This is a genomic window from Streptomyces sp. NPDC034103 (assembly GCF_055575395.1).
In genome coordinates this window covers 334070-346887 of the sequence record NZ_JBVISS010000006.1, presented here as the reverse complement: position 1 = coordinate 346887, position 12818 = coordinate 334070, and the positions used below count along the sequence as shown (strand labels likewise).

Annotated in this window: 14 protein-coding genes, 1 tRNA gene and 1 pseudogene; 6 read left to right on the top strand and 10 right to left on the bottom strand. The window is 72.5% G+C overall.

Translation table 11 applies throughout. From position 1 onward, the window contains the following. Positions 1 to 2: 2 nt before the first annotated feature. The gene (locus ACZ56U_RS15675; RefSeq protein WP_469084553.1) at positions 3 to 1610 is read right to left on the bottom strand and encodes a dynamin family protein; all 1608 of its coding nucleotides are present in this window, start codon (positions 1608 to 1610) and stop codon (positions 3 to 5) included. Positions 1611 to 1930: 320 nt separating this feature from the next. Here ACZ56U_RS15675 and ACZ56U_RS15670 point away from each other — a divergent pair. Both ACZ56U_RS15670 and ACZ56U_RS15665 read left to right on the top strand, forming a co-directional pair. After that, positions 1931 to 2003, top strand: a tRNA-Arg gene (locus tag ACZ56U_RS15670). A gap of 146 nt (positions 2004 to 2149) precedes the next feature. Continuing rightward, positions 2150 to 3105: pseudogene (locus tag ACZ56U_RS15665) on the top strand (D-2-hydroxyacid dehydrogenase family protein). 25 nt (positions 3106 to 3130) lie between these two features. Here the strand turns inward: ACZ56U_RS15665 and ACZ56U_RS15660 are convergent. Next, the gene (locus ACZ56U_RS15660) at positions 3131 to 3670 is read right to left on the bottom strand and encodes a DUF2087 domain-containing protein (RefSeq protein WP_469084552.1); all 540 of its coding nucleotides are present in this window, start codon (positions 3668 to 3670) and stop codon (positions 3131 to 3133) included. A gap of 223 nt (positions 3671 to 3893) precedes the next feature. Between ACZ56U_RS15660 and ACZ56U_RS15655 the strand changes: the two genes are divergently transcribed. After that, positions 3894 to 4190 (top strand): chaplin, encoded by a 297-nt coding sequence (locus ACZ56U_RS15655; RefSeq protein ID WP_469084551.1) that lies wholly within the window; start codon positions 3894 to 3896, stop codon positions 4188 to 4190. Between the two features lie 230 nt (positions 4191 to 4420). Here the strand turns inward: ACZ56U_RS15655 and ACZ56U_RS15650 are convergent, their stop codons facing one another. The 8 genes from ACZ56U_RS15650 to ACZ56U_RS15615 form a co-directional block, all read right to left on the bottom strand. Then, positions 4421 to 5287, bottom strand: a complete 867-nt coding sequence (locus ACZ56U_RS15650; protein ID WP_469084550.1) for a tyrosinase family protein — start codon at positions 5285 to 5287, stop codon at positions 4421 to 4423. After that, positions 5271 to 5729 carry a tyrosinase cofactor gene (locus tag ACZ56U_RS15645; protein ID WP_469084549.1) on the bottom strand — a complete coding sequence of 153 codons (459 nt, stop codon included), beginning with the start codon at positions 5727 to 5729 and terminating at the stop codon, positions 5271 to 5273. The genes ACZ56U_RS15650 and ACZ56U_RS15645 overlap by 17 nt, the downstream gene beginning before the upstream one ends. 104 nt (positions 5730 to 5833) lie before the next feature. Continuing rightward, positions 5834 to 6349, bottom strand: a complete 516-nt coding sequence (locus tag ACZ56U_RS15640) for a hypothetical protein (RefSeq protein WP_469084548.1) — start codon at positions 6347 to 6349, stop codon at positions 5834 to 5836. 118 nt (positions 6350 to 6467) lie between these two features. Next, positions 6468 to 7052 carry a vitamin K epoxide reductase family protein gene (locus tag ACZ56U_RS15635; protein ID WP_469084547.1) on the bottom strand — a complete coding sequence of 195 codons (585 nt, stop codon included), beginning with the start codon at positions 7050 to 7052 and terminating at the stop codon, positions 6468 to 6470. Beyond that, complete coding sequence (locus ACZ56U_RS15630; RefSeq protein WP_469084546.1) at positions 7052 to 7549, bottom strand: DUF5949 family protein; 498 nt, start codon at positions 7547 to 7549, stop codon at positions 7052 to 7054. The genes ACZ56U_RS15635 and ACZ56U_RS15630 overlap by 1 nt, the downstream gene beginning before the upstream one ends. A gap of 198 nt (positions 7550 to 7747) precedes the next feature. Further along, a complete protein-coding gene (locus ACZ56U_RS15625; protein WP_391241129.1) occupies positions 7748 to 8035 on the bottom strand; it encodes a hypothetical protein in 288 nt (95 codons plus the stop codon). Positions 8036 to 8312: 277 nt separating this feature from the next. Beyond that, positions 8313 to 9071 (bottom strand): hypothetical protein, encoded by a 759-nt coding sequence (locus tag ACZ56U_RS15620; protein WP_469084545.1) that lies wholly within the window; start codon positions 9069 to 9071, stop codon positions 8313 to 8315. Between the two features lie 241 nt (positions 9072 to 9312). After that, positions 9313 to 9552: a chaplin gene (locus ACZ56U_RS15615; RefSeq protein WP_469084544.1), complete on the bottom strand. Its 240-nt coding sequence runs from the start codon at positions 9550 to 9552 to the stop codon at positions 9313 to 9315. Positions 9553 to 9855: 303 nt separating this feature from the next. On the opposite strand from ACZ56U_RS15615, the gene ACZ56U_RS15610 reads away from it, so the two are divergent. Genes ACZ56U_RS15610 through ACZ56U_RS15600 form a run of 3 tightly spaced genes read left to right on the top strand, consistent with a single transcriptional unit; the run spans position 9856 to position 12818 of the window. Continuing rightward, positions 9856 to 10176, top strand: coding sequence for a hypothetical protein (locus ACZ56U_RS15610; RefSeq protein WP_469084543.1), 321 nt, complete (start codon positions 9856 to 9858; stop codon positions 10174 to 10176). Positions 10177 to 10227: 51 nt separating this feature from the next. After that, complete coding sequence (locus ACZ56U_RS15605; protein WP_469084542.1) at positions 10228 to 11397, top strand: glycosyltransferase; 1170 nt, start codon at positions 10228 to 10230, stop codon at positions 11395 to 11397. Further along, a complete protein-coding gene (locus ACZ56U_RS15600) occupies positions 11394 to 12818 on the top strand; it encodes an exopolysaccharide biosynthesis polyprenyl glycosylphosphotransferase (RefSeq protein WP_469084541.1) in 1425 nt (474 codons plus the stop codon). Before ACZ56U_RS15605 ends, ACZ56U_RS15600 begins: the two co-directional genes overlap by 4 nt.

The window sequence follows — 12818 nt, the reverse complement described above, 5'->3', positions numbered from 1 at the left end:
GGTCACCTCTCCTTCTGTAGTACGGACAGCGCGGCGATCAGTTGGGCCTGGGGTTCCGGGTGTACGTCGAGGGCGTCGAGCGGCGCGAGCCGGCGCTCACGTTCCACCTGGACCACCCGGTCCAGGTGCTCGGCGAGCAGCCGTCCGCCCCGGTCACGCAGCCTGAGCGCGCCGTGCGCGCCGATCCGCTCGGCGAGCCCCTCGCCCGCCGTGCGTGCCCGGCGGCCGCCCAGCAGCACGGTGGCGACGAGCGCGGCGATCACCTCGGGGTCGGGCGCGACGGTCCGGTCGAGGTCGCGCACCTCCTCCTCGGCGAACTCCTCCAGCTCGCGCCGCCACCGTCGTACGGCCAGCCCGATCCGGTGCTCGGCGCTCTCCGGCGACGGCTCCCGTGCGGTCAGTTCGGGGGCGCTCGCCGCCGGTTCGCGCCGCCAGGCCTCGTCCACGCGCTCGTCGGCGGCGCTGACGGCGCACAACAGGAGGGCGGCAAGGCTCTCCACGAGCGCGTCGAGCAGTTCGCCGGCGGTGCAGTCGAGGGGGAAGGCGCGCCACCGCTTGAGCGCGTCCCCGGCGAGCACCGAACCGGCCTGCAGCCGTCCTCGCACGCGCGCGTACTCGCTGTCGTACGCCCCGTCCACGGCGGCGGTGAGCCGGAGGGCGGCCGCGTACTGGGCGGCGGCCGCGCTGGCCAGCTCGGGCATCCGGGACTTGAGCGAGTTGAGGACGCCGTGCGCGGTACGGGCCAGGGTGTGGTGGCGGGCGGCCGCGTCCTGGGTCTGGTGCACCAGCCAGGTCCGCAGCGGTGCCACGGCGCTGACCGGCAGCAGCCCACCGCCCCAGGCGGACTCGGGCAGCTCGGGCACGGTGAACCGCGGCACCTCGCCGAGCCCGGCCTTGGTGAGCAGGGCTCCGTACTGCCGTGAGACCTCCGAGACGACCTGGTGGGGGACCCGGTCGAGCACGGTGACGAGGGTGACGTCGTACTCCTTGGCGGTGCGCAGCAGATGCCACGGCACGGCGTCGGCGTAGCGGGCGGCCGTGGTCACCATGACCCAGATGTCGGCCGCGCAGATGAGTTCGGCGGCGAGGGTGCGATTGTCGGCGACGAGAGAGTCGACGTCGGGTGCGTCGAGCAGGGCGAGGCCGGGCGGGAGGGAGTCGGCGGTCTCGACGCGCAGCACGCGCGCGGGATCCTCGCCGGGCAGCAGGAGTTCGTCGCTCGCCTCCTGGTGCGGCACCCACACGCGCGTGAGGTCGGGCAGTACGCGCATCCCGCTGAACCAGTGATGGTCCTCCGGATGGCACACCAGCACCGGGGTGCGCGTGGTCGGCCGCAGCACGCCCGCCTCGCTGACGCGTCTGCCCACAAGGGAGTTGACGAGGGTCGACTTCCCGGCCCCGGTCGATCCCCCCACGACGGCCAGCACCGGCGCTTCGGGTTGGCGCAACCGGGGCACCAGATAGTCGTCGAGCTGGGCGAGCAGTTCGTCGCGGTTGGCACGCGCGCGTGGAGCCCCCGCGAGGGGCAGCGGGAAGCGTGCGGCGGCGACACGGTCGCGCAGGGCGGAAAGTGCGTCGAGCAGCTGAGGCCGTACGTCCAAGGTCACCACATGCGAAGAATGCCCAATTTTAGGGGATTTCTGAAGCATATGAGCATGTCTGCGCGCCGAGGGAACACAAGGGATGGAAGGGATGACTGGGACAACGGCACAGTCCAGGCATAACGAGTGCACAACACCCGGGGCGCGAGGCGCCAAAAGCGATGCACGATTCGTACCTGCCTGCGATTATCAGGACCGCTTCACCGAACCTCCACATTGAGCCACGGAGGCGAAGCAGCAGGGACAAGGAGCGGGGAGCCCTATCCTTGTCCCCGGCAACGTCACGGATCAGCCCACACCCGGGCACCAGGCACGAGGCCACCACACCGGCCCCCGTAGCTCAGTGGATAGAGCAGGCGCCTTCTAAGCGCTTGGCCGCAGGTTCGAGTCCTGCCGGGGGCGCCCTTTCCTCAGCTCTCCTCCGGGAGGGCTTTTTTGTTGGCCGAAGCGGGCCCAGCCGCAGGCGGAGGTCCCCAGCGACCCCCGTCGCCGATACTGGGCCGCGAAGGGCGCGGAAACGCCAGGGGCAGGCAGAGAGGGACCGAGACGTGCGGCTGCGTTGTGCTGTGCTCGACGACTTCCAGCGGGTGGCGACCGAGATGGCCGACTGGTCAGCCGTCGCGGACGACGTCGAGGTCGTGTCCTTCACCACCCACCTCGACGAGGACGCCCTGGCGCGGACGCTCGCCGAGTTCGACATCATCGTGACCCTGCGCGAACGGGTGTCCTTCCCCGCCTCCCTGATCTCCCGGCTGCCCCGGCTGAAGCTGCTCGTCGCCTCCGGGATGCGCAACAGCGTCATCGACTACGCCGCCGCCGAGGCGCACGGCGTCACCGTGTGCGGCACCGCCAGCTCCTCCACGCCGCCCGTCGAACTCACCTGGGCGCTGCTGCTCGGTCTCGCCCGCGGAATCGTCGAGGAGAGCAACGCCCTGCGCTCGGGCGGCCCCTGGCCCTCCAGGTCGGCGCCGACCTGGAGGGCCGCCGACTCGGCCTGCTCGGGCTCGGCAGGATCGGCGGCCGGGTGGCGCGGATCGGACTCGCCTTCGGTATGCGGGTGAGCGCGTGGAGCCAGAACCTGACCAGGGAGCGCGCCGACGAGGTGGGCGTCGAACTCGCCCCGAGCAGGGAGGACCTCCTGCGCGACAGCGACTTCGTCTCCGTGCACCTCGCCCTCGGCGACCGCACCCGAGGCCTGCTCGGCCCCGCCGAACTCGCCCTCCTCAAGCCGACGGCGTATCTGATCAACACCTCGCGCGCGGCGATCGTCGACCAGGACGCCCTGCTCGCCGCCCTCCACGAGGGCCGGATCGCCGGCGCCGGCATCGATGTCTTCGACGTCGAACCACTGCCCGCCGACCACCCGATGCGCTCCGCCCCACGCCTGCTCGCCACGCCCCACCTGGGCTATGTCTCCCAGGCCAACTACCGGACGTACTACGCCCAGGCCGTCGAGGACATCCAGGCCTACCTCGCGGGTTCCCCGGTACGACGGCTGCCGTGACGTCAAAATCCGCCCGGAAGCGGGCTCACGCCGCTTCAGCCACCCGGTAGATCCCCTCGCTCCGGCTCAGATGGTGCAGGTCCACCAGGTAGCGCCGGAGCGTCACATGGTCGACGTCGCCCTCGTCGCACCAGCCGCGCAGCTTCTCGTCGACGGTCCGTTCCGGGTAGTCGACACCTCGCTCGAAGGTCTGCTCGGCGATGTACCTGAGTACGACCTTCTTACGGGCCCACTGCGCCGGCAGCCGCACCAGCCGGCCCTGCCGGACGAAGGTCCGCAGCGTCAGCTCGTCCCCCGAGCCGGGGTCGTCGGTGCCGTCCGCCGACCGCTCCACGCGCGCGTGCTCCCTGAACACCTCGTACGCCACGCTCAGTTCGCCGCTGTCCGCGGCCGCCGTCAGCACGCCCCGCTCCCGCAGCTTCAGCAGCGCCAGGGCCGTCTCCCGCGCCGACAGCCCGGCCGTCCGCGCGGCTTCCTCCGGGGTCCTCGCGCCCAGGGCCACCGCCGCGAAGGCGCGTACCCGGGTCTCGTCGGTGAACAGACGCATGAGTCGGTCGGTAGCCATGCCGGGAGGCTAGTGGAGGCGCCCGATCCCGGACCAGGCGATTTTCCCGCCCCCCGACGGCCTCCACCCTCCGGCCCGGCCGTCCACCGACCGCCTCGCCACGCGAACCGCAAAAAGGGTGATCCGTGCACAATCGCCGTTACCAGCCGTGAGCGGAGACGTTGAAGGGGGAGTGCGGCGGCGAGCCCTGCTGTCGCGCTCACCGATTCAGAAGGAGAACGTGATGTCTCGCATCGCGAAGGCTGCCGGTGTCGCTCTCGGCGCCGGTGCCGTGGCGCTCGGCAGCGCCGGTATGGCCATGGCGGACGCGGACGCGCAGGCCGCCGCCGCCCACTCGCCCGGTGTCGCGTCCGGCAACGTCGTCCAGGTTCCGGTCCACATCCCGGTCAACGTGTGCGGCAACACCGTCAACGTCATCGCCCTGCTCAACCCGGCCTTCGGCAACACGTGCGCCAACGTCAGCGACGGCCACGACGGGGACAAGGACGACCACAAGGGCGGCCACGGCTACGGCCGCTGACCCCCTGTCACTCCAGAAGGGCCCCGGCACTCCGAGCGCCGGGGCTCTTCCGCGTGCCCGGCGAGTCACCCGCGCACGCACCGCCCTACCCCTGCCCCCATCCACGCGGAGCGACGGACCTCGCCGCCCACGCAGAACGGCGGGCCCCTCACCCACGCACAGCGGCGGGCCCCCTCACCCACGCACAGCGGCGGGCCCCCTCACCCACGCACAGCGGCGGGCCCCCTCACTCACGCATAGCGATAGATCCCGCTCACGTCCTCCAGCGAGTCCGGCGTGACATCCCACGGCGGCAGCTTCTCGTGCCGCGCGACGATCCGCCGGTACTGGGAGCTCCCGGCGGCCGGCGGCCTCGCGGGCAGGTAGCGGGCGCCCCGGTGCCGCCGCTGCCAGCGGTACCACTGGAGGTCGACGAAGGCGTGGTGCATCCAGAAGACCGGGTCGTTGACGGACGCGCCGCCGACCATGGCGCCGCCGACCCACCGGTGCACCCGGTTGTGGTTGCGCCAGGCGGCGGGCCCGCGCCCGCTCCCCCACCCCTCCAGCCGGTTGCGGAACCCCTTCGTGGACGTGGAGTCCCACGGCGCGACGTCGTAGACCGGGTCCGCCAGCGCCGCCTCCAGGTCGCTCCTGGTGGGCAGTTCGAGCGGGTCACGGGCGCGCCCGAGGTCCCGGGTGAGGTACTGCTCGTCGGTCACGCCCTCCGTGAGGGTCCAGTTGCCCGTGGACCAGGCGAACGGCCCGGTCATCACCCGCCGGTCCGAGGGCCGCCCGGTGCCGCCGAGCAGGTCCTTGGTCCAGGGCGCCGCGCCCGCCCTGCGGTCCTTGGTCCAGTCCCAGTACGGCACCGTCACCGAGGAGTCCACGCGGCGCAGCGCCCGCTCCAGGTCGAGCAGGAAGCGCCGGTGCCAGGGCAGGAAGGACGGCGCCATGTGGGCCGTACGGAGTCCGCCCTCGCCGTCGGTGACGTAGTAGTCGATGTGCATGCGTACGAACTCGTCGTACTCGCCCCGCCGTTTGAGCTCCAGCAGTGCCTTCACGAAGCGCCGCTTCTCGGCGCTCGTGAGGGTGCTCGCGTCCCTACGGATGTACGCCATGGTGGCCCCCCTTGTGTGTCTCGCGCAGCTGCTGTCCCGGCGACAGTTCGTCGACGGCCGCGCGGGTGGCGTCGAGGGGTGTCGCGTACGACCGGTAGTGGTCGACCATGCTCAGCCAGGTGCCGTCGGCGCGGCGCATCAGATGCAGGGGGCGGTCGTCGACGGTGACCTGCCACTGGGCGGCGCCGAGGTCGCGGCCGGAGGTCTCGACGCCGCGGATGCGCCGGCCGCGGTAGGTCTCGTCGAAGCCGACGCGCCCGGGGTTGTCCGTCCGTCCCGTCGGCCGGGAGGCTGCGACGACGGGGGCCAGCGCCATGGCGCCCGCCGCGGCGAGGAGCCCCCTCATCACATCCCGCCGGCTGTCCCGGGCCGCGCCGGGTCTGCCCTGGGCCTGCCCCGCGGGCTCCGCCCCTACCGCCACTGCGCCGACACTGACGACCATCGTGTGCTCCTCGTCCGGTTCGGTTGATCCGTAGCGGTAACCGCGAAGGAGCCCGCACGGTCACCATCGGGTGGTCCGAGCGGGCTCCTGGGAGCGGTCGAGGTCTAGAGGCCCGGGCCCATCACCAGGTCGGCGGCGGGCACGGTCTGCAGGACCGGCGTGAGGACGCCCACCTGCGGGAGCTTGGTGTCCGGCAGGCCGAAGTTCTCGGCGTTCGGGGCGGTCAGCGGGGCGTCCAGGGCCAGCCCGGGGGCCAGCGTGCGCAGGTCGGAGGCCGGGGTGCCGACGCCGACGTGGTCGAAGTCGTCGCCGAGGAGGTGCGGCAGGGGCGCGTGCAGGCCGAGGCCGGGCAGTCCGCCGCTGACCGGCAGCTGCGGGATGACCCGCTCGGGCAGGAGGTGGCCCTCGACGTACCGCGGGCCCTCGGGCGCGCCCGGCATGGGCAACGGGATCTCGCCGCCGACCTTGGGCAGTTCCACGTTGAGGGACTTCTCGATGCCGTCCAGCGGCACCGGGACGGGGACCGTCTCCACCGCTGCGGCGGGGGTCGCGGCGGCGCCCACCGCGGCCGCGACGCCCGTGATGACGGCGGCAATGGTTCCTCGGGTGGTCGACTTCATCTCAGGTACGGTCCCTTTCCGGATGTGTGTGGCTCGACGTCCGTACCTCGTAACGACCTCGGCCCGGTCACCAGTGCAAGATTCGCCCGTTTGCCGCAGTAGTACGACGTGTGACTGGTCAGCTCGTCCAGAAGTCCCACCAACGGGTCAGGATCAGCGTGCCGACGATCCCGAGGTGCACCACCGGTGCGACCCAGGCGAACTCGGTGAGGAACGACCTCGCCCGGGCCGGTGCGGGCAGGAAGCGGTCGCGTACGGCGAACGAGGTCACGCACCAGAACAGGACGATGGTGGCGACCCACGCCAGACAGCACCACAGGCACAGGGCGTTGATCCGGTACAGCGACTCGAACTGGAGCCACGTCACGAACCCGACGCCGAAGAGGCAGCCGGCGCCGAAGGTGAGCCAGTACCAGCCGGGCAGGCGCGCACCGGCCAGCAGGCTCACGCCTACGGCGATCACGATGCCGTAGGCGACCAGGCCCAGCATCGGGTTGGGGAAACCGAAGGCCGAGGCCTGGTCGCTGCGCATGACGCTGCCGCAGGACACCACGGGGTTCAGGCTGCAGCCCGGGGTGAAGTCCGGGTCCTGGAGCAGCGTGAACTTGTCGAGGGTGATGACCCAGGAGGCCAGCAGTCCGGCGGCCCCCGTGAGCACCATCAGCCCGGCGAAGCCGCGGCCGGCGCCCGCGGTCCGGGTCATCAGCCGCGCAGGCTGCGGGCGGGGAGGACGACGTGCGCGGCGGCGTTCAGGGTGTCGTCGGCGCCGGCGAAGGCGGCCAGGGCCTCGGGGTCGACGGGCTTGCCCGGCTCGGCCTCGGGCCAGGGGCGGGTGGTGAAGACGAAGTACGCGAAGCCGCGCTCGGCGACCGCCTCCAGCCACTCCTCGGGCGGGGCGCACTGGGCGTTGAAGCCGGGCATGTTGACGACGGCCGTACCCGCCTCGACGAGCAGGCTGACCGGCAGGTTCTGCCGGGCGTTGCCGTCGACGAGGTCGCCGCCGACGGGCAACCCGTTGTTCTCCAGCAGCGCTTCGACGGCGGCCGTGGCGGCCTCCGGGCCGCTCGCCGAGTCCCCGAGGGTGTAGGCGAGGAGGTAGGGCATGTGGCCGTCGGGGGCATCGCCGCTCCAGGCCATCACGACGAGCGTGCCCAGGTCGGCGGCGTTGAAGGGGCGGGTTTCGCTTCGGGTTGAGGTCACCGCGCGACCATATCGACGGGCCGGAAGCCCACTCGGCCCGTTCTCACCCGACCGGGTGATACCCGGCACGGGGTCCACACGAACGAGGTACGCGGCCTCGAACAGCGCGGGACGTACCCGGGGGACGGCGTGCCGGACGCCTTGAAGGGCCGATTCCCGTCACCACGGAATCGGCCCTTTTCCCGCGGCAGGAATACGTCAGCCACCCAGCGGAAGCCCACCGAGCAGACCGCTGTTGTTCAGCGTGGCGGTCGCGCCCTTCACGGTGTTGAGCACGGAGTCCTTGTTCTCGGTGTCGAGGGCGTTCGACTGGTGCTGGAGCGGCATCACGTCGGCCGGGGCGAGCTGACCGCTGGTGAGCGTGTTCACGGCGCCGGTGAGGCTGGTGGGCGTGACGTCGGCGGTGTTGTAGGCGAACGCGGGCGCGGCAGCACCGGCGAGGGCTACGGAACCGGCAACAACGGCGGCAGCCTTCAGGGACTTCATCGTGTTCCTTTCTTCGGCAACTCACGTCACCAGAGAGAATTCTGACGCCGTGCCTAACGATCCCCGACCGGCCCGGAAACCCTGTACGCAGAAATTTCTGCGACCCATCCGCCGGGATTCCCGGCGGAGATGAGAAAGCAATAGGAAAAAGAACAGCCGTTGTGCCGGTCCGTCCGACCGGCACAACGGCTGGGGTGACGACTGCTTCGCCTCAGGCGCCACCCCTGGTCCGAGAGAGAAAAGAACCGCCCAGGCTCTCCGGGGGGCTCCGGGCGGCTCACGAGGTGGGCGGCAGACCTCCGGCCGGCTGCCCGCCGACCGCACCGGGCGCGGCGTCCGTCGGCAGCCCGCCGGGCGGGAGCGGCAGCGGGAGCCCGCCGCCCAGCAGCAGCGCCACGGTGGCGTTGACGAGCTTGCCCACCACGGCCGTGGCGGCCGCGAGGACCTTCGAGGCGCTGGGGGGTGTGGCGGATGCCGCCGCGAGCAGGTCGCTGACGGCCGTCTGGAGGGCGGCGAGCGCGTCGCCGCCGGCGTCGGCGGAGGGCGCCTTGGAGTCGCCGGTGCTGTCCGCGGGCAGCGGGAGCGCCAGCAGCGTGACCGGCACCGGCAGGGCGGTGGACGGCGCGGGGACGGCCGACGGCACCGTCGGGACGTTCGTGGCAGGCGTGAGCCCCGGGTCGGCGGGGGTCACGGGCGCCTGCGGCACCGGCACGGGGGCCTGCGCGGTGGCCGCGGCGATGGCGTCCTGGACCGTCTTCAGGAGCTGGGTCGCCTGTGCGGGGCTGATCCCGTCCTTGGCGTTGAGCACGGTGTCGAGCACCTCGGTGACCGGCTTGAGCACGGCCACCAGGTCACCCAGCGTCTTGACCTGCCCGAGCAGCGCGTCGGCGCCCTGAACCGGGTCCTTCACCCCCGTCAGCGCGCGCTCGTGCTGCGGCTCGTGGTCGACCGCCACCGCCGCTGGAGCGGCGATTCCGATCAGGAGGGTGGCACTGAGGGCAGCGGATGCGAGACGTCGTGCGGACAGAGCACGCATGGGTGATCCCTTTCGATCTGGGACGGATCTCCTCCTACCGTGGAAGCGCCCATCGTGCTCTGCAACCGATCGTATTCGTAGGGTAACCATCCCTTGGGCGCGTCCTCGCTGGTGAGGCGCCCCGTCAGGCCCAGCTCACCGCGTCGCCACCCCCACCGCCCATTCGGGGGAACGCAAACCGGCCGCCCACCCGGGGGGAAACCACGGGAAGGCGGCCGGCAAAGGGCGGTTCGCGCCGACGTCAGTCGTTGACGCAGGTGTTGCCGAAGGCGGGGTTCAGCAGACCGATGACGTTCACGGTGTTGCCGCAGACGTTGACCGGAATGTGGACCGGGACCTGGACGGCGTTACCCGACAGCACACCCGGGGAGTGGGCGGCAGCGCCGTGCGCGTCGGCGTCGGCGGCGGCGATTCCGGCGCCGCCGGCGACGGCCGCGACGGCAGCGGAGGTAAGGACCAGGCCCTTCGCGATACGCGACATGGAGAGGTGCTCCTTGGGGTTGACACAAACACCCGGGCGGGGATGCCCGGCGCTGTGTCAACGCGCGGGGCGCGCGCGGGTTGTGCCGCCAATGGGGTGATCTCACGAAAGGACGGCTTCACGATTCCACCACACTTGTCCGACACACTTGTCGGGTTTCGGCGGATTAGTACAGATAGTGGCTACAGTTGCGGACCTCGCGACGCACCCCTGTAGCCAGCAGATCGCCCTCATGACGCCCTGGCACCACGAGCCGGGCGTGCCACCCGCTCGCGCACCTCTTCCCGGAAGGCCACCCCGGTCATGCGCCATCCCCTGCGTCCGTCGCTGCGCCGAGCGACGGCGGCAGCCCTCGCCCACGCCACGATCAGGATCCCCGGGGGCGCCTCCGGACCGGCCGGACCCGTCGCCCGCGCCGGCGACCACGGCTGTACGGGTGAGTCCGGATCCACTCCGTCACACCGGTTCACCTCGTGTGCGAACACCCTTCGGTACGGCCCCGATGTGTTCGATCCCGGCAAGGCGCCGCGAGCCGGTGGTGACCAGCTGGCCTTCCGGCTCGTTCCCCAGCGGGACGCGGCGAGGGCCGGGGCGCTCATCGTCGCCGTCGACGCCCAGCGCTGAGGCGCGTTCCCGCCCCTCCCGAGTGCCGTCCGTGAGCGAGGAAACCGCGCAATGCACCAGTCAGCAACCGACCCTCGGCCACGGGTCCTGCACCTTACGCAGCCCGTGGCGGGCGGGGTCGCCCGCGTCGTGACGGACCTGGTGCGGGCCCAGCTCGCGGCCGGCCTGGAGGTCGCGGTGGCCTGCCCGGCCGGCGCGTTCGCCGACGGACTGCGGGCGCTGGGCGCGGACGTACGCCGATGGCGGGCCACGCGCTCGCCGGGGCCCTCGCTCCTCGGCGAGGTACGACAGCTCGCTCAGGTGATCGAAGAGGTACGGCCCGAACTGGTGCACGCGCACAGCGCAAAGGCCGGTCTGGCCGGGCGGCTCGCGATCCGGGGGCGGGTGCCGACGGTGTTCCAGCCACACGCCTGGTCCTTCGAGGCGGTCGACGGCGTCACCGCGGCGCTCGCGCTGAAGTGGGAGCGCTGGGGGGCGCGCTGGGCCTCCCGGGTGGTGTGTGTGAGCGCCGCCGAGCGCGCGACCGGCGTGCGCGCCGGGATCGCCGGGCGGTGGAGCGTCGTCCCCAACGGCATCGACCCCGCCCGCTTCCACCCCGCCGCCGTGGACACCGTACGGGCGTCCCTGCTGCCGGACGTCGGTCCGGCAGCCCCGCTCGTGGTGTGCGTGGGGCGGCTGTGCCGGCAGAAGGGGCAGGACGTTCTGCTGGAGGCGTGGGAGGCGGTGCGGGAACGGGTGCCGCGGGCCCGGCTCGTGTTCGTCGGCGACGGACCCGAGCGGGACCGACTGGCCGCCCGCGCACCCGAGTCGGTGGTGTTCGCGGGGGCCGTCGCCGACCCCGTCCCCTGGTACCAGGCCGCCGATCTGGTCGTCCTGCCCTCCCGCTGGGAGGGCATGGCGCTCGCCCCGCTGGAGGCGATGGCGTGCGGGCGGCCGGTGGTGCTGACGGACGTCGACGGTGCCCGCGAGAGCCTGCCGCCGGATCTCGCGCCCCACTGCCTGGTGCCCCCCGAGGCCCCGGCCGCGCTCGCCGGCGCCGTCGCCGAGCTGCTGCTCGATCCGCTGCGCCGCGAGGCGCTCGGTCATCAGGGGCGCCGTCACGTCCTGTCCACGCACGACGTACGGCACACGACCGAGGCGGTGGCGGGCGTGTACCGCGAACTGCTCGGCACCGCAGCCCATGCCGTGCCTTTCGAGTACAGGGAGTCCATCCACTCGTGACCGCCGAAAGTACCGTCCCCTCGCCCGGCGGGCAGCCATGGGATCACGGATTCTCGCCCGTCTCGGTCATCCCCTCGCGCGGTGCCGTCGGCGGGTTCCGGTTCCCCCACCGCCGCCCGCAGCCCCGGCCCGCCTCCCCGGTGCCGCTGCTCGCCGCGGACCTGCTCGCGGCACTGCTCGGGGCCCTCGCGCTCACCGGGACCGAGCATCAGCCGCTGCTCGCGGCCTTGTCGGTGTCCGCGTCGATGCTGCTGCGCCCGCAGCTGCCCCGGGCCGTCCCCGGCGTCCTCGAAGAACTGCCTACCGTCTGCGGCCGGATCGCGGTGTCCTGGCTGGCGCTCGGCGCGCTGGTCGCCGCGTACGCCCCGCAGCACGCCCTGTCCGCCCGCACGCTCGCCCTCGGTCTCCTGCTCCAGTCGGCGGCGGCCTGCGCGACCCGTGGCTTCGTGCACTGGCGGCGCCGCACGGCCCTGCTGAACCGGCCGCGCGCCGCCCTGGTCGTCGGCCCCGCCGCGACCGCGCAGCGGGTGGCCGCGGGCATCCTGCGCCATCCGCGGTGCGGGGTACGGCCGGTGGGTGTCGTCGCCGAGACGCCGGACGGCAGTGACGGGCTGCCGGTGCTGACGACCGGCGAGGAGGTCGAGCGGGCGCTGATCCAGAACGGCGTCCGGGACGTCCTGGTCGTGCACCCCTCGGCGCGCACCCAACAGGGGCCGCTGCTGCGGGCGTTGGCCGAGTCGGGCTGCGCGGTGTGGGAGGTCGACGCGGACTGCCCGTCGTACGCCAGCCGTGAGCAGCTCGCCGGGTTCGCCTGCCGCCGCCTGGACATGGGGGGCCGGCGGCGGGGCAGCGTCGGCAAGCGGGTGCTGGACGTGCTGGTGGCCGGGGCCCTGTTGCTGCTGGTCAGCCCGCTGCTGCTGGTGTGCGCGGTGGTGCTGCGGCTGACCGACGGGCCCGGGGTCGTCTTCCACCAGGAACGCATCGGCAAGGACGGACGTCCCTTCACCCTGCTGAAGTTCCGCACCCACCGCCCGGTCGACGAGCACGAGTCGGCGACCCGGTGGAGCGTGGCGAACGAACGCCAGATGTCGTGGTTCTGCCGCTTCCTGCGCCGGAGCTCGCTCGATGAGCTGCTCCAGCTGTGGAACGTCTTCTGGGGCGACATGAGCCTGGTCGGCCCGCGGCCCGAACGCCCCTACTTCGTCGCCCAGTTCAGCCAGAGCTACCCCGGTTACGCGGCCCGCCACCGGATGCGGACCGGTATCACCGGGCTCGCCCAGATCCATGGGCTGCGCGGCGACACCTCCATCGAGGACCGGGCCCGCTTCGACAACGCGTACATCGACAACTGGTCGCTGTGGCAGGACATCTGCATCCTGGCGCGGACCGCGGTCGCGCTCGTGCGTCCGACGGGGAGCTGA